We start from the raw sequence: 25,581 nt of genomic DNA on the forward strand, positions 1-25,581 counted from the left end.
TGGCGTCATATAGCGGGCGCCACACGACAAGGGGAGAACCCGCATGCTGATCGCTCAGCGTCCGACCCTTCTCGAAGAGTCGATCGACGACACCCGGTCGCGGTTCATCATCGAGCCGCTGGAGCCGGGCTTCGGCTACACCATCGGCAACTCGCTCCGCCGCACGCTGCTTTCGTCCATTCCGGGCGCGGCCGTGACGAGCATCCGGATCGAGGGTGTGCTGCACGAGTTCTCGACCGTTCCCGGGGTCAAGGAAGACGTCACCGACATCATCCTCAACCTCAAGGAACTGGTCGTCTCCTCCGAGCACGACGAGCCGGTCGTGATGTACCTGCGCAAGCAGGGCCCCGGTGAGGTCACCGCCGCCGACATCGCGCCGCCGGCCGGTGTCGAGGTGCACAACCCCGAGCTGCGCATCGCCACGCTGAACGGCAAGGCGAAGCTGGAGATGGAGCTGACCGTCGAGCGCGGTCGCGGCTACGTCTCCGCCGCGCAGAACAAGCAGCCCGGCCAGGAGATCGGTCGCATCCCGATCGACTCCATCTACTCGCCGGTGCTCAAGGTCACCTACAAGGTCGAGGCCACCCGAGTCGAGCAGCGCACCGACTTCGACCGCCTCATCCTGGACGTCGAGACCAAGCCGGCCATGAAGCCCCGCGACGCGGTGGCCTCCGCCGGTAAGACCCTCGTCGAGCTGTTCGGCCTGGCCCGCGAGCTCAACGTCGAGGCCGAGGGCATCGACATCGGCCCGTCGCCGACCGACGCCGCCCTGGCGGCCGACCTGGCGCTGCCGATCGAGGAGCTCAACCTGACCGTCCGCTCCTACAACTGCCTCAAGCGCGAGGGCATCCACACCGTGGGTGAGCTCGTCGCCCGCAGCGAGCAGGACCTGCTGGACATCAGGAACTTCGGCGCCAAGTCGATCGAAGAGGTCAAGCAGAAGCTGCACGAGATGTCGCTGGCGCTCAAGGACTCCCCGCCCGGGTTCGACCCGAGCGCGGTGGCCGGCGCCGGCTACGACGACGACGACAGCGCGTACGTCGAGACCGAGCAGTACTGAGCTTCGCGAGCTCTCTCGCACCCCACCCGCGCCGGGCGGCCCGTCCGCCCGCGCGGGTGTGACAGCAACGGACGGCACCCGACGGGTGCCTCCGGCCCGACTCCGGTACCTGGTACGGCCGGGGCGGGTTGACTCACAAGGAGAACGCAATGCCCAAGCCCACCAAGGGCGCACGTCTTGGCGGCAGCCCTGCCCACGAGCGGCTGATCCTGGCCAACCTGGCCACGGACCTGTTCCGCCACGGCAAGATCCGCACCACGGTTGCCAAGGCCAAGCGCCTCCGCCCGGTGGCGGAGCGCCTGATCACCAAGGCGAAGAAGGGCGACATCCACAACCGTCGCCAGGTTCTCGAGGTCGTCAAGGACAAGGGCGTCGTCCACCACCTGTTCACGGAGCTCGCGACGACGTTCGCCGAGCGTCCGGGCGGCTACACCCGCATCACCAAGGTGGGGCCGCGCAAGGGTGACAACGCTCCGATGGCGGTCATCGAGCTGGTGACCGAGCCGCTGAACCCGGTTCGCGTCTCCCGTTCCGAGGCTCCGGCCGCCGCTGCCGCCCCGGCCGCCGCTCCGGCGAAGGCCGAGGACGAGGCTCCGGCGGAGGAGACCGAGGCTCCCGCCGAGGCTCAGGCCGCCGACGAGGCGCCCGCCGCCGAGGCGGCCGACGCCGAGGCTCCGGCCGAGGCGAAGAAGGACGAGGCCTGATCTTCCAGGTCGTCTACGTCGCGGGCCCGGCCCCCTCACGGGGTGCCGGGCCCGTTTCGCGTTTCCGTGGTTGTGTTGTGATGTGTGCCGCGCTGGTGCGCGGCTCAGGGAGGTAACTCGTGGTACGGCTCCGCCTCGACCTCGGGTACGACGGCACCGACTTCTCCGGCTGGGCCCGCCAGCCGGGGCGACGTACCGTCCAGGGGGAGATCGAGCAGGCGCTCGGCCGGATCCTGCGCCTCGCCGCCCCGCCCACGCTGACGGTGGCGGGGCGGACCGACGCCGGGGTGCACGCCCGGCACCAGGTGGCGCACGTGGATGTCGCGGTGGGCCGTCTGTCCGAGCTCGACCGCAACCGCCGCCGCCCGGCCGCCGATGCGGCATCCGTCGCCGGGGCCGGACCGGTTGCCGAGGTTGCCGAGGTTGCCGAGGCCGGATCGGTCCTCGAATCCGGTGGAGTCGTCGGCTCCGATGTGGGCGTCGGGTCGGGTGCGGGCGTCGGGTCTGGTGCGGGCGTCGGCTCCGGTGCGGTCAGCGGTGAGGGGGCGGGGCCCGCGGATGCCGGGGGACTGGCGGTCGCGGCCGAGGGTGCGGCCCCGGCCGTCGGCGAAGAGGCGGCCACGGCGGTCGACGGGGAGGCGGCGGCCGAGGAGTTGCCGCTGGACGTGGATGAGCGCCTCGCCACGCTCGTGCGACGGCTGGGCGGGGTACTGCCGCTGGATGTACGGGTTCATCGGGTCTGCGTGGCTTCTGAGGGCTTCGACGCGCGTTTCTCCGCTCTCTCCCGCCGGTACGCGTACCGGGTGAGCGACGCGCCCGGCGGGGGAGACCCGCTGCGGCGGCGCGAGGTCGTGTGGCACAACCGCCCGCTGGACCTCGACGCCATGAACGCCGCCGCCGAGCGGCTGCTGGGCGAGCACGACTTCGCGGCGTTCTGCAAGAAGCGCGAGGGCGCGACCACGATCCGCGAGCTGCAACGGCTGGGGTGGGTGCGCCAGGAGGACGGGCTGCTGGTGGCGACCGTGGTGGCCGACGCGTTCTGCCACTCGATGGTGCGGGCGCTCGTGGGCGCGCTGCTGGCCGTGGGCGACGGTCGCCGGCCGGTCGCGTGGCCGGGCCAGGTGCTGGCGGGGGCCGTACGGGACAGCGGGGTGCACGTCGCCCCCGCCCACGGCCTGTGCCTGGAGGAGGTCCGTTACCCGCCGGCGGAGGAACTGGCGGCCCGCGCCGCCGCGACGCGCCGCGTACGCACGCTCTGACGGACCGGCTGCTGCCCGCTCCTCCAGCGGGCAGCGGCCGTGCCGAGGCCGCCCGCTGGAGGTGCGGGCGGTTCGGTCGTCGGGGGACGGGGTGGTCGGGCGGGGTCAGCCGTTGGAGATGCGGCGCTCCAGGACGAGTGACATCTCGTCGCGGAAGGCGTCGCTCACCTTGCCCAGGGTCCGGTCCTTGGCCGCCGGGGTGTGGCCGTCGGCGTAGGTGGCGTAGCTGAACACGATGTAGCGCCCCCACACCAGGCCCGCCGCGTAGCCGCCCGCGATGTCCACGCGCTCGCCGCCGGAGCCGGCGGGGCCCGGCAGGGCGCGGAACCACAGGTTGCGGCTCAGGTTCTTGGCCTGGTCGGCGCGCATGGCGGCGTCCTTGCTCGGGAGGACCGCGATGCCGCTGGTCACCGCGTAACGGCGCTTGCTGTCGACGTACGTCGCCCGCAGCACCCTGCTGCACTTCTGGTCGTGCAGCGCCTCGGCGAACGGTCCCGCGGCGGCCTTGCGGCAGTCGTTCTCCATGTCCGTCTCGACCCGGGAGAAGGCGGCGCCGGCCGCCTCCACCTTCTTCTCGCGGAACGCCTCGGACAGCGACAGCTTGCGCTTGTCCGTCTCCTCGGAGTCGAGCATGGCCGCCGCCGGGACGCCTGCCGACGTGCTCGCCGTGGGTGACGCCGCCGACGGCGCGGACTCCGTCGGCGCCGACCCGGTCGGTGCCGAGCCGGTCGGCGCGGACGAGGGCGGCGCGGAGGCGGTGGCGGGCGCCGACGGCCGCTTGCCGGCCGCTGTGGACGCGGGCGCGCTCAGCGACTTGTACGCGAAGAAGCCGCCGGTCGCGACGCCGCCCAGGACGAGAACGCCCACGACGGCCAGAACGGCGCGCTTCGCCTTGCTGGGCTGGGCGGGCGCCGGGGGCGCGGGCGGAGCCGGCGGCTGCTTGAACGCGCCCAGCGGGTGCCCGCCGATCCTGGTCGGCGCCGAGGCGGGCAGGTCGAACGACGCGGGGGACAGCGGGGAGCGGGGCGGCGGGTTGTTCGGCCTGCCCCAGATGTCGCGGCCGAAGGGCAGCTCGGGGAGTTGCTCCTCCTGGCGCTGTTCCTCGGTCTGGGGCGGAGGCGGCCAGCCGCCGGGCGGACGGGCGGGGTCGTGCCCGTTCGCGGCTGCCTGAGCCGGGGCTGCTTGTCCGGGGGTGGTCTGCTGCTGAGCCGGCTGGCCGGGGGCGGTCTGGCCAGGGGAGTCCTGGCCAGGGGCGGCCGGGCCCTGGATGGCTGGGCCTTGGGCGGCCGGGCCCTGGGTGGTTGGGCCTTGGGCCGCTGGGCCTTGGGTGGTCTGGCCGTTCGGGTGGTGGGCGGCTGTGGGATGCCCCGGGGCCTGTTGGGCTGGGTGGGGAGCTGTGGGCCCGCCCGGGGCGGGGTGGGGGCCGCCGGGTGAGGGGTGTGCCGCGGGGGAGGTGGCGGGCGTGTGCGGGCCCCCTGACATGGGCGTGGTGGCCTGAGGGGCGCCGGGGTGCGGGGTGCCGCCGGGCTGCGGGGTGCCGGGCTGGGCCTGTGGAGCCGTGGTCCCGTGAGGGTGGCCCTGGTGCTCTACGGGCGGCCAGACGGGAACGTCGCTGGGCTCGGGGGGACGTACACCGTGGGGGTGGTGCGACGAGTCGCCGGGCGCGACGGGGTGGGCGCCGGGGGACGTGGAAGGGCCTGCCTGCTCGCCGGGATGGGCGGCGGCTGGGGCGCTCTGCTGGGCGTGTGGGGATCCGGCCTGAGCGGTTCCGGCCTGAGCGGTTCCGGCCTGAGCGGCCCCGGACTGAGCGGCCCCGGACTGGGTCGCTGCGGGTGGGGTCGTCGTCCCGGCTTGTGAGGGGCTGGCCTGCTGGGCGCTGGCCTGTGGCGACTGAGTCCCCGGCGACTGGCTGTCCTGCGGCCGGTGGCGGGACGCCTGGGGCTGCGACGGCTGTGCCTGCGGCGAGTGAGCCTGCTGCGGCTGGGTCTGCGGTGGCGCACCGGGGGTGGTCGGGCGGGACAGGTGCGGGACGGTCTCCCCGGGGGTGGACGGGTGTGCTCCCGCGGGGACGGTGTCGTTCGCGTCTGCCACGGGCCAACCCGCCGGAGCCGAGCCGGGAGCGTGGCCGGTGCCCATGGCGTGGGGGGTGTGCGGGGCAGCCGGGGTGGCGGCGCCGGGGACGGGGGAGTGGGGGCCGCCTTGGGCAGGTCCGTGGGGAGTGCCGGGTGCGGGTGTGTGGGGGCCGCCCTGGACAGGCCCATGGGGAGTGCCGGGTGCCGGTGTGTGGGGGCCGCCTTGAGCTGGGCCCTGAGGGGTGACCGGGGCAGGGGTGTGCGGTCCGTCCTGGGCAGGACCCTGCGGGGCGCCGGGGCCTGGGCGCTGTGGGTCGCCGTGGGCGGGCTCATGGGGAGCGCCGGGACCCGTCGGCGTGCTCGAGGGACTCGTCGTCGCTCCGGTCGGTTGGGCGGCGCGGGGCGGGCGGCTGGCCTCGATGGGGTGAGGTGCCGTCAGGTCGGAGTCGAGCACGTCCGGCTGCGTGGCGTTGGGGTCGAAGGCCGGTGGGGGTGGGGTGTGGGCGGTCTGGGGGCCAACCTGGTGCCCGCCTGAGCCGTGCGGGCCTGAGGGGTGGCCGGCGGAGCCGTACGGGCCCGCCAGCGTGTGGGGGGCCGTGGCGTTGGGGTCGAAGGCGCCGGCACCCGGAGCTCCGGGGAAGGTGGGAGTGCCCGGGGACACGCCGAAGCCAGGCCCGGGGGCGGGAACACCGGAGGTCGGGCCGCCCGCCGGTGCCGGGTGGCCCGGAGTCCGGCCATCCGTCGTGAGGGCCTCGTCGTTGTCGAGGCCGGGCACGGGTTCGCCCGTGGCGGCGGGCCACGGGGGCATGGCGGGCGGGTCGGCGACAGGGGCGGGCCACACCTGCATGCCCGCCGCCGCGGCCGTGAAGGCGGGCGGCGGCTCCCAGCGCGGCGCGCCCGGCACCACCGGGTCGGCCGCCCAGGGCGGAGGCTGCTCCCGTGATCCGGCCTGCGCGGTCGGTCCCGCCTGATCGGCTGATCCGGTGGGGGCGTGGGGTCCGGCGTGCCCGGCTGATCCGGCGGGGCCACCGTGGGCTCCGGCGTGCCCGGCTGATCCGGCGGGGCCACCGTGGGCTCCGGCGTGCCCGGCTGATCCCTCCTGTGCGGGTGGTCCTGACTGGGCGGTATGTCCTGGCCGGCCTGGCGAGCCCGTCTGAGGTGGCGGGGTCGGCGAGTCGGGCGGGGCCGCGGGATGCTTCTGCGCCGATGGTGACGGCTGTCCCGGTGAGTGCGCCGGGGCTCCCGCCGGGTGTTCCGCGGAGGGCTGGGGGCCGGGTACGTGCCAGGGGCCCGGCTCGGGGGCGGGCCAGGTGGCGGAGGGGCCGGTGGTCCAGGCGTCAGGCTCGGGGGTGGCCCATGGCGTGGCGTCGTCGGCCGGGGCGGCGCCCTGAGGGAACCCCGAGGTGGCGCCCTGCGGAAACGCTGAGGCGGGGCCCTGCGGAAACGCCGAGGCGGGGCCCTGCGGAAACGTGGGGCCGGGGGAGGAGGGGTCCGCGTACCAGTCGTACGGGGCCGCGTCTCCTCCGGGCACCTCCCACGGCTGCGCGCCCGCCGGGGCGCCGCCCGCGCCGAGCCCGGGTGCGGGCGGGACCGCGTGCTCTCCACTCCCGCCGTAGGGCGAGCGCCCATGAGCCGACTCACCATGAGCCGACTCACCATAGGGCGGCCCACCATGAGCGGGCTCACCGTAGGCGGGCCCACCGTAGGCCGGCTCACCATGAGCAGGCTCGCCGTAGGGCCGCTCACCGTACGGCGACGGCGCGGCCGGGTGCTCCCCGCTCCCCCGGCCGGACGACGGCAACGGCGGTGGCCCCCACGTGTACGGGGGACGCTCGCGCCCCGTCACGTCGGACGGCTCACGGGACGGGGACGGCGGTGAGGGGGCGTGTCGCTCAGCAGGCCGGCCGAAGCTCGGCGGTGGCGTCGCCGGCGCCGCCGGGTCGCCGGCGTCTCCGCGATCGTGCTCAGACCCAGGTTCCTGGCCACGCATAAGGGCGAGCCTAGCGAGAGTCGGGAGATCGTCATGGCGGTATGGGCGTTCCCGACGGCATCAGGTGAGTGCTTTGTGACCTTGTCGGGTGAAAGGCGGGTTTCAGGCGGGGTGGCCGGTCAGCGAACGCTGGTCGAGCGCCTTGAACACCGTCGCCTTGGTGACCTCGACGGCCGCCCCCATGATGGCCTTCTGGCTCTTCTTGTCGGGCTTGCTGCCGTCCTTGTTCTGGAACCAGATCATGACCGCGTAGTGGCCGTGCGCCCACACCTGGGCGCCGCCGCTGCCGGAGCCGACCAGCTTGGTGACCGAGTCCTTGCCGGGCAGCGGCTTGACGTAGTTGGTCTGGCTGCCGGCGGAGGCGACCTTGGTGGCGTTCTTGCCGGTCTTGAGGTTGGCCACGCCGACCGTGCCGATGATCTTGCCGGCCTTGTCGCGGAAGCTGGCCCGGATGAGCTGGTTGCACTTGCCGGCCTTGAGGGCCTTCTGCAGCTTGCTGCCGAGCGCGCCGTCGCCGCACTTCTTGAGCTTGCTGGTGATGGTCATCTCGTACGAGTGTCCGGACACGGCGAACTTCTTGGTCGGGAACAGCTCCTTGACCGTGAGCGGCTCGGGGTCGGTGGACCGCTCGGCCGCGTACCCGAACTTGCCGGGCGGCGCCGTCGGCAGCGGCGCGGAGGTGCGCACCGGGGCGGTGGCGGTGGACTCGGAGTCGCCGGCCTTCCACATCATGGTCAGCCCGACCACGAGTGCGGCGAGCACCGCGACGCCGCCCAGGGTGAACCAGAGGGGACCGCGGGACGTCGGGCCCTCGGCGTACGGGCTCCACGTGGCGCGGCGCTCCTGGCGCCGGGGCTCCTCGACGGCCGGCGCGGGCTGCGCGGGCGGCTTGTCCTGGTACGGCGGACGCGCGAAGGCACTGGTCTCGGGGGTCGCGAAGGCGCTCGTCCCGGGGGTCGGGGCGGCCTCGGGCTCAGGGGCGTCGTCACGCTTCCTGCGGAAGCGGCCGGCGAGCCGCTGGGTGCTGCTCTCGCTGTCGTCGGGAAAACCCATGCGGGCGAGATTACCGTGAGGTCGTCAGGAATATCCGAAGTCCTGTGTCCACCAGGGTCCGCCGGGGCCGGACACGACGCCGACGCCGATGGCCCGGATGCGGCAGTTGAGGATGTTCTGGCGGTGGTCGCGGCTGTCGAGCCAGCCCCGCACGGCCTCCTCCGGTGAGGCGTAGCCGCGGCCGATGTTCTCGGCCGCTCCGGCGCGGTACCCGGCGCGCTCCATGCGATCCCACGGCGACGCGCCGTCGGGCGACCCGTGTTCGAAGCGGCCGCTGCTCGCCATCTCCATCGAGTGGGCCCGGGCCGAGCGCGTGAGCCTGGCGTCGACGCGCAGCGGGGCGCAGCCGCGCCGGGCGCGGGCGGCGTTGGTGAGGCTGACGACCTTCGCGGCCATGGCGGGCGAGACCTGCAGGACCGCGTCGCCGCCGAGCACGCGCACCGGGTCGCCCGCGGTGTAGCCGGGGACGAGGTCGCCGGTCGGCGTCCTGGTGGGCTGGACGCGGCTGCGCACGCGGGGCATCGCGGTGGCCGTGGTGGTCGAGCGAGGGATGCGGTCGGCGCGGGGGCGGGCCGGCTTGTGCGTCGGCGTCGGGGTGGGCGTGCCGGCCGCCGGCGGCGCGGTCTCGCTGAGGTAGATGTGACCCGTCGGCTCGGCGGCGTCGTTCATCCGCGTCCCCAGCAGCACGCCCGCGAAGAACAGCGCGGCCATGAGGCAGACCAGCGCCCCCAGGTGACTCCGGCGCCGTGCGCTCCGCTGGGTGTGCCGGGGGTGAGAGCTCTGCCACATACCGCCACCAACGATAGGGACGCGGGGTCGCGGTAAAGAAGGGATTGCCGGGAACCGAAATAGAACCGTTCTGTGGTCGGCCGGCCAGTCGGGTAGACTCGTGCGAGGTTACCGGTCTTTTGACCTGCGCCCCTCAGGGCGGGTAGCCTAATCGTTCGTTGTGTGCATAGGTCCTGCGTGACCGATGCGCGGCGCGTCCGGCGTCATCTCCCATCCCTGCGGAGACGGAAGGTCCGGGCCGTCGTGTGCCCGCACCGACCGACCCCAGCGCTGCCGCATCCGGCAGCGCGCCGAAGACGCGAGCATAAAGAAGGCTACGACCGTGCGCACGTTCTCACCGAAGCCCGCCGACGTCCAGCGTCAGTGGTACGTCATCGATGCGACCGATGTCGTGCTGGGCCGGCTGGCCAGCCACGTCGCGACCCTGCTCCGCGGCAAGCACAAGCCGATCTTCGCCAACCACGTCGACACGGGTGACTTCGTCATCGTCATCAACGCGGACAAGATCGCGCTCAGCGGCAACAAGCTTGAGCAGAAGAAGGCGTACCGCCACTCGGGCTACCCGGGCGGTCTGCGCTCCGTGAGCTACGGCGAGCTCATGGAGAAGCGGCCGGACAAGGCCGTCGAGAAGGCCGTCAAGGGCATGCTGCCCAAGAACTCCCTCGGCCGGAAGATGGCCAAGAAGCTGAAGGTCTACGCGGGGTCCGAGCACCCGCACCAGGCCCAGCAGCCGGTGCCGTTCGAGATCACCCAGATCGCCCAGTAGTAGTTCGAAAGAGTTAGAGGAGAACCGTGGCTGAGCCCACCGGTGTCGAGACGGCCGTCGAGGCCGAGCTGGAGGACTACTCCGGCGAGGATTTCCCGTCCGAGTACACCACCGAATCCGCTGCCAGCGCTGACGCCCCCGTGCGCAAGCCCGTCACCACGGGCAACTCGTACGGCACCGGCCGCCGCAAGGAGGCGATCGCCCGCGTGCGCATCGTCCCCGGCACCGGCAAGTGGACGATCAACGGGCGTTCGCTGGACGTCTACTTCCCGAACAAGGTGCACCAGCAGATCGTCAACGAGCCCTTCGTGGTGCTCGGTGCGGAGGAGGCGTTCGACGTCATCGCCCGCATCGACGGCGGCGGCGTGACCGGCCAGGCCGGTGCGCTGCGCATGGGCCTGTCCCGCGCGCTGGCGATCCTGGACGTCGAGGTCAACCGCCCGCCGCTGAAGAAGGCCGGCTTCCTCACCCGTGACGCCCGCGCCACGGAGCGGAAGAAGTACGGCCTCAAGAAGGCCCGCAAGGCTCCGCAGTACAGCAAGCGCTAAATTGGCGCGTCTTTTCGGCACCGACGGGGTGCGTGGGGTCGCGGGACGCGACCTCACCGCGGAGCTCGCCATGGACCTTTCGGTCGCGGCGGCTCATGTCCTCGGCGATGCCGGCGCGTTCACCGCTACCGGACGCCGTCCGATAGCGGTCGTAGGCCGGGACCCGCGTGCCTCAGGAGAATTCCTCGAGGCCGCTGTGGTCGCCGGCCTCGCGTCGTCCGGTGTGGACGTGCTGCGCCTCGGCGTGCTGCCCACCCCGGCCGTCGCCCACCTCACCGCGGCGCTCGGCGCCGACCTCGGCGTCATGCTGTCGGCCTCGCACAACCCCGCGCCGGACAACGGCATCAAGTTCCTGGCCCGCGGCGGCTTCAAGCTGTCCGACGCGGTCGAGGACGAGATCGAGCGGCGGCTGGGCGAGGACTGGAGCTTCCCCGTCGGCTCGGCCGTCGGGCGGGTGCGTGACGCCTACGGTGAGGCCGACCGGTACATCAGCCACGTGCTGGCCACGATGCGGGGCGGGCTCGACGGGCTGCGCGTCGTCGTCGACTGCGCCCACGGGGCCGCCCACATGGTCGCGCCCGAGGCGCTGCTGCGGGCCGGCGCCCAGGTGGAGGCGATCGGGGCGCGCCCCGACGGCCTCAACATCAACGACGGCCACGGCTCCACCCACCTGGACAAGCTCCAGCAGGTGGTGATCTCGCGCGGCGCCGACGTCGGCATCGCCTACGACGGCGACGCCGACCGCTGCCTCGCGGTGGACCACACGGGCGCGGTCGTCGACGGCGACCAGATCATGGCGATCCTGGCCTCGGCGATGCACGCCGAGGGCACGCTGGCCAAGGACACCGTGGTCGCGACCGTGATGTCCAACCTGGGCTTCAAGCTGGCCATGCGCGAGGCGGGCATCACCGTGGTGGAGACCGCGGTGGGCGACCGCTACGTGCTGGAGCGCATGAAGACCGACGGCTACAACCTGGGCGGCGAGCAGTCCGGGCATGTGATCATGCTCGACCACGCCACCACGGGTGACGGGCTGCTGACCTCGCTGCACCTGCTGTCGGTGGTGGCGTCCTCGGGCCGGTCGCTGCACGAGCTGGCCTCGGTCATGACGCCGATGCCGCAGGTCCTCATCAACGTCAAGGGCGTGGACAAGGGCAAGGCCAAGGCCGCCGAGCTCGTGTCGGCGGTCGCCGACGCGGAGGCCGAGCTGGGCGACACCGGCCGGGTGCTGATCCGGCCGAGCGGCACCGAGCCGATGATCCGCGTGATGGTCGAGGCGTCCTCGGAGGAGCAGGCCACCAAGGTGGCCGAGCGGCTGGCCGACGTGGTGCGGGCGGCCTGCGCCTGAGCCAGGCGGTGAAGGAGGGGTACGGCGTGAGCCGTACCCCTCTCTCGTTCCCGGCGGCGGTCTACTCGTCGCCGGTGAGGGACAGGACGCGCAGCCGCTGTCCGGCCCACAGGACCGCCAGCACCGTGACGATCACCAGCGCCGGCACGGCGAAGCCGAGCGTGACGTCGGCCTTGAGGAACGGCGAGGTGGAGATCTGGTCGGCGATCGACTGCGCCCACTGCTGGACGGAGAACTTGCGGGCGCCCGGCACGAAGCCGCCCACCAGCCCCTCCCAGACCAGGGCGTAGACGACGCCGATCGTCACCGCGTGGCGCGTGACCACGCCGAGCAGCAGGAAGACCGCCGCGTACGCGATGCCCGCCACGAGCGCGCCGACGGCGAAGCCGGGCGCGATGGCGTCCTCGTTGCCCACGAGCAGCCAGGCCGCGACGTAGGTCGGGACGGCGGCGAAGACCGCCAGCAGCGACGCCGCCACGAGGAACTTGGTCTGGGCGATGACCGGCCGGGAGATCGGCTTGGACATCAGGTGGATGATCGTGCCGTCGTCGATCTCGGGGGCGATGACGCCCGTGCCGGCGATGAGGCCGAGCAGGGGCAGCATGGTGCCGATGGCGAAGTTCTGCATGAGCAGCATGGCCGAGCGCTGGTCGTCGCTCCCCATCAGCCGCAGGAGCAGCGCCAGGCCGAGCAGTGCCACGGGGAGAAGCAGGAGCAGGACGATCCGCCGTCGCCCCAGCAGCGCCCGATACGTAATACCTGCCACCACGCTGTTCATGTCAGGTGCTCCGGTTGATCAGGTAGGAGAAGACGCTTTCGAGGTCCTCGTCGGCGGGGGAGACCTCGTGCAGGCGGATGCCCTCGGTGCGGGCCACGCGGGGCAGCAGCCGGGCGAAGCCGCGGAACTCCACGGCCCGCACCTCCAGCCCGTCGGGCCCGAGCGAGACCCCGCCCGCCGAGTCGTCGAGCATGAGCGCCGCGGCCAGCCGCCGGTCGTCGCTGCTGCGGATGCGGAACAGGTGCGGCCGGTCGGTCATCAGCCGGCGGATCTCGCGGAAGTCGCCCGAGGCGGCGTGCCGGCCGGCGACCAGCACCTCGATGTGCTGGGCGACCCGCTCGACCTCCTCCAGGATGTGCGAGCTGAACAGGATGGTCTTGCCGGCGGCGCCCATCGTCCGGATCAGGTCCATGAGGTGCAGCCGCTGACGCGGGTCCATGCCGTTGAACGGCTCGTCGAGCAGCAGCACCGGCGGGTCGTGGACGAGCGCGGCGGCCACCTTGACGCGCTGGCGCATGCCCTTGGAGTACGTCTCGACCCGCCGGTCCTTGGGCTCCTCCATCTCGACCGTGGCCAGCGCCTTGCGGGCGGCCTCGACCGGGTCGGGCAGGCCGTGCAGGCGGGCGGCCGACAGCACGAACTGCCAGCCGGTCAGGAAGCCGTAGACGCCCTCCCGCTCGGGGACGAGGCCGATGTGCCGGTAGACCTGGTGGTTCTTCCAGACGCGGGTGCCGTCCAGCGTGACCGTGCCGTTCGACGGCGCGAGGAAGCCGGCCATCATGTGCAGCAGCGTCGACTTGCCCGCGCCGTTGGGTCCGAGCAGCCCGGTGACCCCGGGCCCGATGGTCATGGTCACGTCGTTGACCGCGACGACGTTGCCGTACCAGCGCGAGACCTGCGCCAGTTCGATCTTCACCGGGAGGCCGCCTTCCGGTAGCGGAGCGCGAGCGCCGCCACGGCGGCGGCGATGAGCAGGACCACGATGACGAAGGACACGGGCCCGTCGGGGTAGCCGCCCTCGGAGTTCGGCGTCGTGCCGAACACCCACACCTGGACGGCGTCCACCAGCCAGAACGGGTTGATCAGCCAGGCCCACCGGGCGGCGTCCTCGTCGCCGGCGGACAGCAGCGTGCTGTACATGATCGGTACGGAGGCCGAGGCGAGCAGGTAGAGGGCGATCACGGAGGCGACGCCGAGCCCGCGCCGCGGCGTCAGCGAGGCGATGGCGAGCCCGAACGCGGCCAGCAGCACCGCGAGCAGCAGCCCGGTGAGCATGGCGCCCAGGTACTCCTTGGTGCGGGGCGGCCCGGGGAGGTCCACCAGCAGCTCGCCGGCGAACATCAGTGTCAGCGGCACCGCGATCAGCGCGTAGAGGGCGACGGTCATCGCGACGACCTTGGCGCCGACGTACTCGGTGATCGTGACCGGGCGCGACAGGTAGAGCGGCAGCACGCGGAAGCGCAGGTCGGGCGCCACCACCGTGGGCGCCTGCGAGGCCAGGAAGATGGCCAGCACGGCCTGCATGATCACCGCGAAGCCGCTGTAGCTCATGCCCTCGCGCCGCATCAGCGCCATGATCGCGATGGAGACGATCGCGGGCAGCACCATGATGGCGGCCAGCGAGAACGGCACGAGCTTGCTGCGGGCCGGGCGGCCGAGGCCGAACACGCCGCGCAGGCTGTGGACGGTGAGCGCCCGGGTGGTGTGGCCGCGCCCGAGCCGGGGGCCGTCGTAGTGGCGGTATCCGATGTCGTAGATCTCAGACACCAGCGGTCTCCTTGAAGACGTCCTCGATGCGCTGCCGGCCGCGTTCGAGCCGGATGAGGCACAGGCCGAGGTCGGCGGTCGCGTCGCGGATGGCGTCGAGCGTGTCCGGGCCGGTGACCTCGACCAGCAGCATCCGGCCGTGCGGCGCGACGCCGTGACCGAGCTCGGCCAGCCGGTCGGCCAGCGCCTGGGTGCCCTCGTCGACCTCCACCGTGACGCTCCGCGTCGCCTGGGTGAACTCGCCGATCGCGGAGGAGCGCAGCAGCCGTCCGGCGTCGATGACGATCACGTGGTCGCACACCCGCTCCAGCTCGCCGAGCAGGTGGGAGGTGACCAGCACGCTGATGCCGAACTCGGCGCCGATGCGGCGGATCAGGGTGAGCATCTCGTCGCGTCCGCGCGGGTCGAGACCGTTGGTCGGCTCGTCCAGGAGGATGAGCTTGGGGTCGTGGACGAGCGCCTGCGCGAGCTTGACGCGCTGCTTCATGCCGGTGGAGTAGCCGCCTATCGGACGGTAGCGTTCCTCGGCCAGCCCGACGTGGCGCAGCACGTCGGCGGCCCGCTCCCGGGCGGCCGTGCGGGGGAGCCCGGACATCCGGGCGAGGTGGACGACCAGTTCGGTGGCGGAGACGTCGGGCGGCAGGCATTCGTGCTCGGGCATGTAGCCGACGAGCCGGCGGATGTCGGCGCCGCGTGTCGTGACGTCGAGGCCGAGCACGCGCGCGCCGCCGGCCGTGGGCGGGAGCAGCCCCAGCAGGATCTTGATCAGCGTCGACTTGCCCGCCCCGTTGGCCCCGACCAGGCCGGTGACGCCCGGGCCGGTGGTGACGGTGAGCCCGTCGAGCGCCGTGACGGTCGGGAAGCGTTTGGTCAGCCCCTCGGTGTCGAGGATGTGCATGATCCGGACACTACCCGGCGGCGTCACCCCGCGGCATCGGCCGCACGGAGGACGTGCGTCCTACTTGAGGCCAGAATCTGTGCTGCACCCAGAGGGTGGCGGTGCCCGCGATCACCATGCCGGCGATGTTCACCGCGAGCTGCGAGACGGAGCCCGCGACCTCGCCCCAGTCGCCGAGCGCGATCGCCACGGCCGCGTAGCCGGCGGCGGGCACCGTGGTCACCGAGATGAAGACGCCGATGAGCGCCGAGGACTTGCCGGCCGTGATCGACAGGACCCCGGCCACGCCCGCGAGCAGCGCCACGATGAACGACCACCGGTCGGGCTTGACGATGAACTGCACCTCGCTGTTGCCGTGCAGGTGCGACGGGTCGATCCAGCCGAGCCCGCGCGAGACCAGCGCGCAGGCCACCGTGACGGCGATGGCGATCGCGAAGCCGATCACCAGGGTCCTGACGGCGCCGGTGACCAGCCGCCAGCGCCGGCGCAGCAGCCCGAAGCAGACGGCCGCGATCGCGCCGAACTCCGGCCCCAGGACCATGGCGCCGACGATCAGGATGAGCGACTTCTGGAGCACGCCGATGGCGGCGATCTGCGTGGCGATCGCCAGGAACACGAGGTACGCCCAGGTGATGCGCGAGTCGGAGTGGACCCGCTGGGCCAGCTCCTCCCAGACGACCGCGTCGTCGGGCGCGCCGGGCGCCTCCTCCACGGCCTCCTCGGCGGCCCTGGAGATGGACAGGTGGATGTCCTCGGCGGCGATCGAGCCGGCCTCGCGCAGCCACGACAGGTCGCTGATCACCTCGTTGGCCGACTCGCGGGCCACGTCGGCGAGCACGAGGTCGCCCGCCGGCTCGCGCGCGGCGCCGGGCAGCACGACGATGTTGGTGGCTCCGGCGCAGCCTTCCAGCACCGCCGTCACCTCGACGGTGCGGTCGGACGGGGTGATCAGTCGCAGGTGGAGCATCGGGCCATTCTTGTCGATGTCAACAGGTGGCGTCAGGTGCGGCGCAGGCGCACCCGCCGGACGGAGTGATCGGCGCCCTTCTGCAGGACGAGGTCGGCGCGGCCCCGGGTCGGGGCGATGTTCTCGACGAGGTTGCGCTCGTTGATGTCGCGCCAGACGTCGACGGCGAACGTCGTGGCCTCCTCGTACGACAGTTCGGCGATGTACCGGAAGTACGACTTGGGGTCCTCGAAGGCGGTGCGGCGCAGCTTGTGGAAGCGCTCGACGTACCAGGTGCGGATGTCCTCGACCTTGGCGTCCACGTAGATGGAGAAGTCGAAGTAGTCGTTGACCGCGAGCGAGGTGGGCGGGGCCGGCTGGAGCACGTTCAGCCCCTCGATGATGAGGATGTCCGGGCTGGTCACGCTCTGGCTCGCGCCGGGGACGATGTCGTACTCCAGGTGGCTGTAGATCGGGGCCTTCACCTCGGCCGCCCCGGCCTTCACCTCCGCCACGAACCGGACCAGCGCCCTGCGGTCGTAGCTCTCGGGGAAGCCCTTGCGGTGCATGATGCCCTTGGCCTCCAGCACCGCGTTCGGGTAGAGGAAGCTGTCGGTGGTGATCAGCTCGACGTGCGGGTGCTCGGGCCAGCGGGCCAGCAGCGTGTGCAGCAGTCGCGCCGTGGTGGACTTGCCGACCGCGACGCTGCCCGCGATGCCCAGGATGTACGGCACCCGCCGCTCGGAGTGGCCGAGGAACGCGCTGAGCACGCTACTGCGCTGCTTGGACCCCGTGTAGTGCAGGTTCAGCAGCCGGGTCAGGGGGAGGTAGATGTCGGTGACCTCGACCAGGTCGATGGGGTCGTCGAGGCCGCGCAGCTCTTCCAGCTCTTCTGCGGTGAGAGTCAAGGGCGTGTTCTTGCGGAGATCGCTCCACTGCTCCCTGCTCAGTTCCACGTAGCCGTTGTTCACCTAGGCAGCGTAGCGACGCCGCCCGCGTCCGGTTCGGCGGGGTGGGGGAGTTGTCCACAGCCTGTGGATGAACCTGTGGGGATTATCGACAGTCAGTTCGGGGAAAGGTGCGCGTTCCCTCGCCGTCGGCCCCTGGCCATCTCCCCGAAACCGGGCGTGCCGGGGAACCCGGGCGGTTACTGTTCGGGGAAGCCAGTGTCCCCGGGAGGGTTCATGGACCGTCGTCGCTTCCTGGCCAGGGCCGCCGTGGCGGCCGCCGCCGGCATCGCCGGGCCGTTCGCGGGCGTCGCCTGCGCGGCCGAACAGGGCGGGGTCACCCAGGTGAAGGGCTACGGCCCGCTGAAGCCCGTACGCGACAAGCGCGACGGCGAGGTGCGCCTCCACCTGCCCGACGGGTTCGCCTACCGCTCCTTCAACGAGGCGGGCAGCAGATTCCCCGACGGCTCGATCGTCCCCGGACGCCACGACGGCATGGCGGCGTTCGCCGGGCCGCGCGACACCGCGTACCTCGTGCGCAACCACGAGGTCGGCGGCCCCGTCGGCGCCTTCGGCGACAAGGACAAGGCCTACGACCCGATGGCGGGCGGCGGCACCGTCACCCTCCAGGTCACCCGGCACGGCGAGGTGCTCAAGGCCGCCCCGTCGCTCAACGGCACCATGCTCAACTGCTCCGGCGGCCCCATGCCCTGGAAGGCGTGGGTGAGCTGCGAGGAGACCGTCAACGGGCCCGACGTCGGCGACGACCACACCGGCGGCGACAACTCCAAGCTCACCCGCAGGCACGGCTACGTCTTCGAGGTGCCCGTGACCGGCGCCGCGACGGCCAGGCCGATCAGGTCGGCCGGGCGGTTCGCGCACGAGTCGGCCGCCTTCGACCCCGAGTCGGGCGCGCTCTACCTCACCGAGGACTGCTTCAGCTTCCCCTCCGGCCTCTACCGCTACCTGCCGCCCGAGCACCCGCTCAAGGCCGGCCGCCTCCTCGACGGCGGCAGGCTCCAGATGCTGGCCGTCAAGGGCTCCCCGCGCGAGGACCTGTCCGCGGGCCAGCGCCACGGCGCCTCCTACGCCACCGCCTGGGTGGACATCGACGAGCCCGACCCGCGCTTCACCGGGAAGCCGTCGAACGACGAGGCCGTCCAGGCGGTCGGCAGGCAGGGCCGGGCCGAGGGCGCCGCGATCTTCTCCCGGCTCGAAGGCGCGATCCACCACCAGGGCACCATCTACTTCGTCTCCACCCAGGGCGGCGCCACCGCGCCGGGAGACACGGCCCCCTCCGGGTTCGGCAAGGGCCGCGGCCAGGTCTGGGCGTACGAGACGTGGAGCGGCCGGCTGCGGCTCGTCTACGAGTCGCCCCGTTCCACCGTCCTGGACCTGCCCGACAACGTGACGGCCAGCCCCCGCGGCACCCTCGTGCTGTGCGAGGACGGCGACGGTGACAACTACCTGCGCGGCCTGACCCGGCACGGCGAGCTGTTCGACTTCTGCCGCATGGAGCCCGTCGCGGGCGACCCGGGCGCGGAGTTCGCCGGCTCCACGTTCGGCCCCGGCGGTCACACCCTGTACGTGAACGTCCAGTCCACGCACGGCATGTCGTTCGCCATCTGGGGGCCGTGGCAGCGCGGTGCCTTCTGACGCGCCCGGCTAGCCTGGGGACATGATCCTGGGCATCGGGGTGGACGTGGTGGACATCGCCCGGTTCGAGGCCACGCTGGAGCGTACGCCGGGCCTGCGGACGCGGCTGTTCACCGAGCGCGAGCGCGACCTGCCGGTGCGGTCGCTGGCCGCCCGCTTCGCCGCGAAGGAGGCCGTGGCCAAGGCGCTCGGCGGCCCCAAGGGGGTCGGCCACCTGGAGGCCGAGGTGCGCCGCGGCGAGAGCGGCCGGCCGGAGCTGCACGTCACCGGCCGCGCCGCCGAGGTCGCCTACGAGCTCGGCGTCAAGCGCTGGCACCTTTCCCTCACCCACGACGCGGGCGTCGCCGTGGCCTACGTGATCGCGGAGGGATAGCTTCGGATCATGCGCACCGCCTACACCGCCGACCAGATCAGAGCCGCGGAGCACGAGCTCATGGCCCGCCTGCCCGAGGGCACGCTCATGCAGCGCGCCGCGTCCGGGCTCGCCGCCGCCTGCGCGGCGATGCTCGGCAAGGTGTACGGCAGCCGCGTGACCCTGCTCGTGGGCAGCGGCGACAACGGCGGCGACGCCCTGTACGCGGGGGCGCTGCTCGCCCGGCGCGGCGCCCGGGTCGAGGCCGTGCTCGCGGGCGGCCGGACCCACGAGGCCGGGCTGGAGGCGTTCCTGCTGGCCGGCGGCCGCACGGCCGGGGACGGCGCGGCTGGCGCTGAGGCGGTCGAGCGGGCCGACCTCATCGTGGACGGGCTCGTCGGCATCGGGGCGAGCGGGCCGCTGCGCGAGCCGTACTGGGGGCTCGCCCGGGCGGCCAACGCCGCGGCGGCGCCCACGGTCGCCGTGGACGTGCCCAGCGGCGTGGACGCGAGCAGCGGCCGGGTGGAGGGCGCCGCCGTCGAGGCCGCGCTGACCGTGACCATGGGGGCGCGCAAGACCGGCCTGCTCGTCGACCCGGGAGCCGCCCTGGCCGGCGAGGTGGAGCTGGTCGACATCGGGCTCGGCCCCTACCTGCCCGACCCCGACGTCGTCGGGCTCACCGGCGCCGACGTGGCCGCCCTGCTGCCGCGCCCGGCGGCGGAGAGCGACAAGTACCGCAGGGGAGTGGTCGGCGTCGTCGCCGGCAGCGACCAGTACACCGGCGCGGCCGTGCTCGCCGTCGGCGGCGCCCTGCTGGCCGGCGCCGGCATGGTCCGCTACGCCGGTCCGGGCGAGCCGGTGGCGCAGGTGCGCGCCCACTGGCCCGAGGCGGTGGTCACGGAGCTGGAGCGGCCCTCGCTCGACGGCGTCGGCCGGGTGCAGGCGTGGGTGGTCGGCCCCGGGCTCGGCACCGGCGACTGGGCGCGGGAGATGCTCGCTCAGGTGCTGGCGAGCGACGTGCCCGTGCTCGTCGACGCCGACGGGCTCACCCTCGTCGCCCGGGAGCGCGACCTGCTCGGCCGCGAGGCGCCCGTGCTGGTCACCCCGCACGCCGGTGAGCTGTCGCGGCTCACGGGCGCCGGGCGCGAGGAGATCGAGGCCGACCGGCTGAGGCACGCGCGCGACGCCGCGGCCGATCTCGGGGTGACCGTGCTGCTCAAGGGGTCCACCACGGTCGTGGCCGAGCCGGACCGGCCGGTACGCGTCAACGGCACCGGCACCGCGTGGCTGGCCACGGGCGGCACCGGCGACGTGCTGTCCGGAGTGGCGGGGGCGCTGCTCGCCCAGGGGCTCGGCTGCTACGACGCGGGCTCCTGCGCGGCGTACCTGCACGGGCTGGCCGGGCGGATCGCCTCCTCCGGCGCGCCGCTGCACGCGGCGGGCGTGGCGGCGGCCGTGCCGGCGGCGATCCGCGAACTGACGAGCCGGTCCTCTTGATCGGCGAATGAGGCCCGGCCGCCGGGGCGAGCTGCCAGACTGGAGAGATGGGATTCCCGATGGCGACGCCCGCGCAGGCGCGGGTCGACCTGGCCGCGATCGAGCGCAACGTGGCGCTGCTCAAGGAGCGCGCAGGCGGCGCCGAGCTGATGGGCGCCGTCAAGGCCGACGCCTACGGGCACGGTCTCGTGCCGTGCTCCGAGGCCGTCCTCGCGGGCGGGGCGAGCCGGCTCGGCACCGCGTTCATCCGGGAGGCGCTGGCCCTGCGCGCGGCCGGCGTCACGGCGCCGGTGCTGTCGTGGATCATCGGCCCCGGCGAGCCGGTCGCGGAGGCGCTCGAGGCCGACGTCGAGCTGTCGGCCTCCGCCGAGACCACCCTGGACGAGATCGCCGCCGCCGCCCGGCGCACCGGCCGCACCGCCCGCATGCACCTGGAGGCCGACACCGGCATGAGCCGGGGCGGCGCGCCGCTCGCCGCCTGGCCCGGCCTGCTGGACCGGGCGGTCCGGCTCCAGGCCGAGGGCGCCATCGAGATCATCGGCCTGTGGTCGCACTTCGCGTGCGCCGACATCCCCGGCCACCCGTCGATCGGGGCGCAGCTCGACGCGTTCGAGGCCGCGCTCAAGCTGGCCGAGCAGGCGGGCGCGGGCGGCTCCCACGTCATCCGCCACCTCGCCAACTCCGCCGCGATCATGACGCTGCCGCGGTCCCACTTCGACATGGTCCGCGCCGGCATCGCGATGTACGGGCTGAGCCCCGTCCCCGAGCTGGGCGACTTCGGCCTGCGCCCGGCGATGACGCTGCTCGCGCGGCTGGCGCTGGTCAAGCAGGTGCCCGCCGGCTCCGGCGTCTCGTACGGGCACCTGCACGTCACCGAGCGCGAGACCCGGCTCGGCCTGGTCCCGCTCGGCTACGCCGACGGCGTGCTGCGGCACGCGACCGGCCGGGCCGAGGTGCTGGCCGCGGGCCGCCGCAGGCCCGTGACCGGCCGCGTGTGCATGGACCAGTTCATGATCGACCTGGGCGACGACCTGCCGGCCGACGGCGAGGAGGTCGTGCTGTTCGGCCCTGGGGGGAGGGGCGAGCCCACCGCCCAGGAGTGGGCGGATAACCTCGGCACCATCACACATGAGATCGTGACGAGGATCGGCGCGCGGGTGCCGCGGGTCCACGTGCGCGACAGCCAGGAGTGAGAAGGGGGCGCGGGGACATGACCACGACGACGCGTCGCAAGGTCGGCATCGCCGGAGCCATCGTCGGCGCCGCGTCGGCGGGTGTCGCGGCGGTGACACTGGCCAAGCGCTACGCGGTGGGCCGGATCAGGTTGCGCCCCGACGCCGAGCTGGCCGAGCCGTTCGGCGAACTGAAGGGGCGGGAGCGCGTGCTCACCACCTCTGACGGGGTCTCTCTGCACGTGGAGATCGACGGGCCTGAGGACGCGCCGTTGACCGTCGTCTTCTGCCACGGCTACTGCCTCAACCTGGAGTCCTGGCACTACCAGCGCCGCGACCTGCGCGAGAGCCACCGGATCGTGGCGTGGGACCTGCGCTCCCACGGCCGCTCCGAGCGCGCCGCCGCCGAGGACACCACGATCGACCGGCTCGGCGACGACCTGGCCGAGCTGCTCGAACGGTTCGTGCCCGGCCCGTGCGTCCTCGTCGGCCACTCCATGGGCGGCATGACGATCATGGCGCTGGCCGACCGCCGTCCCGAGCTGTTCGGCGACCGGATCAAGGGCGTGGCGCTCATCGGCACCTCGGCGGGCAAGCTCGCCGAGGTCACGCTGGGCCTGCCCGCCCTGGTGTCCAAGGTGGTCCACAAGGTGGCGCCGGGCGCGGTGTCCATGCTGGGACGCCGGGGGGCGCTCGTCGACCGCACCCGCCACGCGGGCAGCGACATCGCGTTCCTCATCACCCGCTACGTCGGCTTCGGCGACTCCAAGAACGTCAGCCCCACCCTGGTCGACTTCGCCGAGACCATGATCAGGGCGACGCCCACCGAGGTGATCGCCGACTTCTACCCGGCGCTGATGAACCACGACAAGCTGTCCGCGCTGCACGTCCTCGACCCCGTCCCGACCGCCATCCTCGTCGGCGACAAGGACTGGCTGACCCCGCCCGACCACAGCCGCGCCATGGCGGCCGCCCTGCCCAAGGCCCAGCTGACCGAGGTGCCCGACACCTCCCACCTGATCCAGCTCGAACGGCCGGGCGTGGTCAACGACGCGCTGCGCGACCTGATCAAGAGAGTGGAGTTGTAGAGAGTGGGGGAGTCGCGGTGAACGCCGAGCGGTTGCCGACCGCCGAGGACATGCGCGCGTACGGGACCCGGCTGGCGGCCCGGCTGCGCCCCGGCGACCTGGTGGTCCTGTCGGGGCCGCTGGGCGCCGGCAAGACGACGCTGGTGCAGGGCATCGCCGAGGGCCTGAAGGTGCGCGGCCCGATCACCTCGCCGACGTTCGTGATCGCCAGGGTCCACCCGTCCCTGCGCCAGGGGCCGCCCCTCGTCCACGTCGACGCCTACCGGCTCGGCGGCGACCTGGAGGTGGACGACCTCGACCTCGACGCCTCGCTGGAGGAGTCGGTCACCGTCGTCGAGTGGGGCGAGGGACTCGTCGAGGGCCTGTCCGAGGACCGCCTGGAGATCCACATCGACCGCGAGACGGGCGACGACGCCCGCGTCGTGACCCTGCGGGGAGTCGGCGCGCGCTGGTCCGGCGACTCCGGCTGACCCGACACGCCGGTTGAGCGGCGACAAGAGTAAAACGCGGGTCAACGCCCGGCAATGCTGTCACCCTTGACGTATCTCGCCGATGACGGAAAACATGATCGTTGGTGATGGATTCCCCCAGAATTTCTGGGTATCAGGAGGGGCAGCGTCCACCTTTCTGGTGGATGCTTGGTGCAAGACGGCGAAGTGGGGTGCGCTGGTGCTCGGTGTCAGACGACTCGCGTCCGCGGGAGCCATCCTCATGGTCGGCGCACTGGGCTGCTCCGCCCAGGCCGAGAGCAGCCCCACAGCCACACCGACGGCCACCGCCACGGCGACCACGACCGCCACGAGCACCGCCACCACGACGGCCACGGCCCCGGCCCGCGCCTCCATCAAGGTCGAGCTCAACCCCGACCGGGTCACCGCCGGCGAGACGTCGCGGGTCTGGATCCTCGCCAACTGCCCCGTGCCGACCGGCGGCCCCGCCCACACCGGCACCGCCACCTCGCGGGCGTTCCTCAGCGGCGTCCCGCTCAACCCGGCCGTCCCGACCCCCGGCGCCAACGCCACCAGCACGCCCAGCCCAGGCCCGTGGGTGCGGGGCGAGGCGCAGGTGTCCGGCACGATCGCGCGCGGCTCCTACCGCGTGGACGTCAAGTGCGACGGCACCAACGACACCGGCCGCGCCACCCTGCGCGTCGTCCGGGCCGAGCCGCTGCCCAGCGACGTGCCCACCCGCGCTCCGCGCGCGGGCGGCGGCGGCACGTTCGGCAAGGACGTGGACGAGGGCTCCGGGCTGCCGCTCGGCCCGGCCGGGGTGCTGCTCGGCCTCGCCCTGGCCGCCGGCATCGGGTTCGCGATCAAGCGCCGCAACCGCGCCTGACGAGGACGACGCCATGGCACGTCCGGGACGCGTGGTGCTCGCCGGGGCCGCCACGGGACTCCTGCTTGTCATGTTCGGCAAGACCCAGTTCGGCACCCAGCAGGCCGCCGCGAAGGTGGTGCCCGAGAGCATCGACATCCCGTCCATCGACGTCGAGGCCCCGCTGATGAAGCTCGGGCTGACCAAGGACGGCGAGGTGGAGCTGCCGCCGTACGAGAAGCCCAAGGTCGCCGGCTGGTACAGCGGCAGCGCCGTCCCCGGTGAGAAGGGCGCCTCGGTGATCGTGGGCCACGTCGACACCAAGACCGCGCCCGCCGTGTTCTACAAGCTGCGCAAGCTGCGCAAGGGCGAGCTCGTGAAGGTGGAGCGCAGCGACGGCAAGGTCGCCAGGTACAAGGTGGACGCCGTCGAGCAGGTCCACAAGGACCGCTTCCCGGCCAGGAAGGTCTACGTGGACGACGGCCTCAAGCTGGTGACGTGCGGGGGGACGTTCGACTACGCCAAGGGCGAGTACATCGACAACATCATCGTCTACGCCTCCCGCGCCTGACCCCGCCCCGCGAGTCCCCGCCGGAAAGCAGTTGCGGGGGCCGGGATGATGGGGACATGAGCGTGGAGACCAACCCGCCCCCCACCGGCAGCCGCATCCCCTGGGAGCAGGTGCACCCCACGGCCCGGGCCGGGGTCGAGGACTTCCTCGGCGGCCCCGTGACCGAGGCCGTCACCCAGGAGACCGGCTTCTCCCCGGCCGCCGCCGTGCGCCTGCGCACCGCCGGCGGCCGGCGCGCGTTCGTCAAGGCCGTCGGCCCCGAGCCGAACCCCGAGTCCGTGCGCATCTACCGCGCCGAGGCGGTGATCGCCGCCGCCCTCCCCGCCTCGGTGCCCGCGCCGCGGCTGCTGACCACGTTCGAGGCCGAGGGCTGGGTCGTGCTCGTCTTCGAGGACATCGAGGGCCGCCACCCGGCGATGCCGTGGCGGCGCGACGAGCTGGACCTGGTGCTCGCGGCCGTCGAGCGGATGTCGGCCGCGCTCACGCCCGCGCCCGTCACCGCGCCGCCCGTCGCGGAGCTGTTCGCCGACTCCTTCCGCGGCTGGCGCAGGCTCGTGGACGAGGACGTCACCGGCCTCGACCCGTGGGCGCTGCGCCACCTCGACCGCCTGGCCGAGCTGGAGTCCGGCTGGGGCGAGGCCGCCGCCGGCGACACGCTCCTGCACTCCGACCTGCGAGCCGACAACATCCTGCTGGCCGGCGACCAGGTCTACGTCGTGGACTGGCCGTGGGCGTGCGTCGGGGCGTCGTGGTTCGACCGGGTGTGCATGCTGCCGTCGGTCGGCATGCAGGGCGGGCCGATGCCTCACGAGCTGGTCACCGATCCCGACCCGGCGATCACCGCGGCGGTCGCCGCGATCACCGGCTACCTCGTCCGGCAGGGCCGCCGGCCGGACCCGCCCGGGCTGCCCACGTTGCGGGCGTTCCAGCGCGCTCAGGGCACGGTGGCGCTGGACTGGCTCAGACGCCGCACCGGCTGGGCCTGACCCTCCCGGCGCTTGCGGTC

The 25,581-nt window shown here is 73.2% G+C and carries 23 protein-coding genes and 2 pseudogenes; 16 read left to right on the forward strand and 9 right to left on the reverse strand.

The genetic code is table 11. The features are described 5' to 3' along the window. The first annotated feature begins 43 nt into the window (after positions 1-43). The 3 genes and pseudogenes from HT134_RS11250 to HT134_RS11265 form a co-directional block, all read left to right on the forward strand. Complete coding sequence (locus tag HT134_RS11250) at positions 44-1,060, forward strand: DNA-directed RNA polymerase subunit alpha (RefSeq protein ID WP_175587884.1); 1,017 nt, start codon at positions 44-46, stop codon at positions 1,058-1,060. A 149-nt stretch (positions 1,061-1,209) separates the two neighbouring features. Next, positions 1,210-1,764 (forward strand): 50S ribosomal protein L17, encoded by a 555-nt coding sequence (gene rplQ, locus HT134_RS11255; protein WP_175600319.1) that lies wholly within the window; start codon positions 1,210-1,212, stop codon positions 1,762-1,764. A 686-nt stretch (positions 1,765-2,450) separates the two neighbouring features. Next, a pseudogene (locus tag HT134_RS11265) lies at positions 2,451-3,023 on the forward strand (tRNA pseudouridine synthase A); the annotation flags it as partial. A gap of 105 nt (positions 3,024-3,128) precedes the next feature. Here HT134_RS11265 and HT134_RS11270 read toward each other — a convergent pair. Further along, a complete protein-coding gene (locus HT134_RS11270) occupies positions 3,129-3,656 on the reverse strand; it encodes a hypothetical protein (protein WP_175600320.1) in 528 nt (175 codons plus the stop codon). On the opposite strand from HT134_RS11270, the gene HT134_RS11275 reads away from it, so the two are divergent. Further along, complete coding sequence (locus HT134_RS11275; RefSeq protein WP_175600321.1) at positions 3,655-4,194, forward strand: hypothetical protein; 540 nt, start codon at positions 3,655-3,657, stop codon at positions 4,192-4,194. The two genes, HT134_RS11270 and HT134_RS11275, sit on opposite strands and share 2 nt — an antisense overlap. A gap of 2,993 nt (positions 4,195-7,187) precedes the next feature. Here HT134_RS11275 and HT134_RS11280 read toward each other — a convergent pair. Together HT134_RS11280 and HT134_RS11285 are read right to left on the reverse strand one after the other, a co-directional pair. Then, on the reverse strand, positions 7,188-8,138 hold the full coding sequence (locus HT134_RS11280) for a hypothetical protein (protein ID WP_175600322.1): 951 nt from the start codon (positions 8,136-8,138) through the stop codon (positions 7,188-7,190). A gap of 24 nt (positions 8,139-8,162) precedes the next feature. Beyond that, positions 8,163-8,927 carry a CAP domain-containing protein gene (locus HT134_RS11285; RefSeq protein ID WP_175600323.1) on the reverse strand — a complete coding sequence of 255 codons (765 nt, stop codon included), beginning with the start codon at positions 8,925-8,927 and terminating at the stop codon, positions 8,163-8,165. A 322-nt stretch (positions 8,928-9,249) separates the two neighbouring features. On the opposite strand from HT134_RS11285, the gene rplM reads away from it, so the two are divergent. Genes rplM through glmM form a run of 3 tightly spaced genes read left to right on the forward strand, consistent with a single transcriptional unit; the run spans position 9,250 to position 11,589 of the window. Then, positions 9,250-9,693, forward strand: a complete 444-nt coding sequence (gene rplM, locus HT134_RS45445) for a 50S ribosomal protein L13 (protein WP_175600324.1) — start codon at positions 9,250-9,252, stop codon at positions 9,691-9,693. 26 nt (positions 9,694-9,719) lie between these two features. Continuing rightward, positions 9,720-10,241: a 30S ribosomal protein S9 gene (gene rpsI, locus HT134_RS11295; protein WP_113700205.1), complete on the forward strand. Its 522-nt coding sequence runs from the start codon at positions 9,720-9,722 to the stop codon at positions 10,239-10,241. Between the two features lies 1 nt (position 10,242). Next, a complete protein-coding gene (glmM, locus tag HT134_RS11300; protein ID WP_175600325.1) occupies positions 10,243-11,589 on the forward strand; it encodes a phosphoglucosamine mutase in 1,347 nt (448 codons plus the stop codon). A 61-nt stretch (positions 11,590-11,650) separates the two neighbouring features. Here the strand turns inward: glmM and HT134_RS11305 are convergent, their stop codons facing one another. The 6 genes and pseudogenes from HT134_RS11305 to coaA all read right to left on the reverse strand — a co-directional run bounded on the left by HT134_RS11305 (position 11,651) and on the right by coaA (position 16,934). Beyond that, entirely contained in the window at positions 11,651-12,367 is a 717-nt protein-coding gene (locus HT134_RS11305) for an ABC transporter permease subunit (protein ID WP_175600326.1), read from the reverse strand. 1 nt (position 12,368) lies between these two features. Continuing rightward, the gene (locus tag HT134_RS11310; protein ID WP_175600327.1) at positions 12,369-13,283 is read right to left on the reverse strand and encodes an ABC transporter ATP-binding protein; all 915 of its coding nucleotides are present in this window, start codon (positions 13,281-13,283) and stop codon (positions 12,369-12,371) included. Beyond that, positions 13,280-14,134 (reverse strand): ABC transporter permease subunit, encoded by an 855-nt coding sequence (locus HT134_RS11315; RefSeq protein WP_175600328.1) that lies wholly within the window; start codon positions 14,132-14,134, stop codon positions 13,280-13,282. The genes HT134_RS11310 and HT134_RS11315 overlap by 4 nt, the downstream gene beginning before the upstream one ends. Continuing rightward, a pseudogene (locus tag HT134_RS11320) lies at positions 14,127-14,939 on the reverse strand (ABC transporter ATP-binding protein); the annotation flags it as partial. The pseudogene HT134_RS11320 and the gene HT134_RS11315, both read right to left, overlap by 8 nt. Before the next feature lie 103 nt (positions 14,940-15,042). Continuing rightward, positions 15,043-15,999 carry a DUF389 domain-containing protein gene (locus tag HT134_RS11325; RefSeq protein ID WP_175600330.1) on the reverse strand — a complete coding sequence of 319 codons (957 nt, stop codon included), beginning with the start codon at positions 15,997-15,999 and terminating at the stop codon, positions 15,043-15,045. Between the two features lie 32 nt (positions 16,000-16,031). Next, positions 16,032-16,934 carry a type I pantothenate kinase gene (gene coaA, locus HT134_RS11330; protein ID WP_175601066.1) on the reverse strand — a complete coding sequence of 301 codons (903 nt, stop codon included), beginning with the start codon at positions 16,932-16,934 and terminating at the stop codon, positions 16,032-16,034. Between the two features lie 228 nt (positions 16,935-17,162). Here coaA and HT134_RS11335 point away from each other — a divergent pair, with 228 nt between their 5' ends. The 9 genes from HT134_RS11335 (at position 17,163) to HT134_RS11375 (ending at position 25,561) form a co-directional block, all read left to right on the forward strand. Beyond that, positions 17,163-18,581, forward strand: coding sequence for an alkaline phosphatase PhoX (locus tag HT134_RS11335; protein ID WP_175600331.1), 1,419 nt, complete (start codon positions 17,163-17,165; stop codon positions 18,579-18,581). Between the two features lie 22 nt (positions 18,582-18,603). After that, complete coding sequence (locus HT134_RS11340) at positions 18,604-18,954, forward strand: holo-ACP synthase (protein ID WP_175600332.1); 351 nt, start codon at positions 18,604-18,606, stop codon at positions 18,952-18,954. Between the two features lie 9 nt (positions 18,955-18,963). After that, positions 18,964-20,430: an NAD(P)H-hydrate dehydratase gene (locus HT134_RS11345; RefSeq protein WP_175600333.1), complete on the forward strand. Its 1,467-nt coding sequence runs from the start codon at positions 18,964-18,966 to the stop codon at positions 20,428-20,430. 59 nt (positions 20,431-20,489) lie between these two features. Beyond that, positions 20,490-21,623: an alanine racemase gene (gene alr / locus HT134_RS11350; protein WP_175601067.1), complete on the forward strand. Its 1,134-nt coding sequence runs from the start codon at positions 20,490-20,492 to the stop codon at positions 21,621-21,623. A 17-nt stretch (positions 21,624-21,640) separates the two neighbouring features. After that, the gene (locus tag HT134_RS11355; protein ID WP_175600334.1) at positions 21,641-22,690 is read left to right on the forward strand and encodes an alpha/beta fold hydrolase; all 1,050 of its coding nucleotides are present in this window, start codon (positions 21,641-21,643) and stop codon (positions 22,688-22,690) included. A 17-nt stretch (positions 22,691-22,707) separates the two neighbouring features. Further along, on the forward strand, positions 22,708-23,160 hold the full coding sequence (tsaE, locus tag HT134_RS11360) for a tRNA (adenosine(37)-N6)-threonylcarbamoyltransferase complex ATPase subunit type 1 TsaE (RefSeq protein ID WP_312888079.1): 453 nt from the start codon (positions 22,708-22,710) through the stop codon (positions 23,158-23,160). 241 nt (positions 23,161-23,401) lie between these two features. Further along, positions 23,402-24,025 carry a hypothetical protein gene (locus HT134_RS11365; RefSeq protein ID WP_175600335.1) on the forward strand — a complete coding sequence of 208 codons (624 nt, stop codon included), beginning with the start codon at positions 23,402-23,404 and terminating at the stop codon, positions 24,023-24,025. 13 nt (positions 24,026-24,038) lie between these two features. Next, a complete protein-coding gene (locus tag HT134_RS11370) occupies positions 24,039-24,575 on the forward strand; it encodes a class F sortase (protein WP_175600336.1) in 537 nt (178 codons plus the stop codon). A gap of 56 nt (positions 24,576-24,631) precedes the next feature. Further along, positions 24,632-25,561 (forward strand): aminoglycoside phosphotransferase family protein, encoded by a 930-nt coding sequence (locus HT134_RS11375; protein ID WP_175600337.1) that lies wholly within the window; start codon positions 24,632-24,634, stop codon positions 25,559-25,561. Positions 25,562-25,581 lie beyond the last annotated feature (20 nt).

Source organism: Nonomuraea rhodomycinica (assembly GCF_013363995.1).
In the GTDB taxonomy this organism is placed as follows: Bacteria; Actinomycetota; Actinomycetes; order Streptosporangiales; family Streptosporangiaceae; genus Nonomuraea; species Nonomuraea rhodomycinica.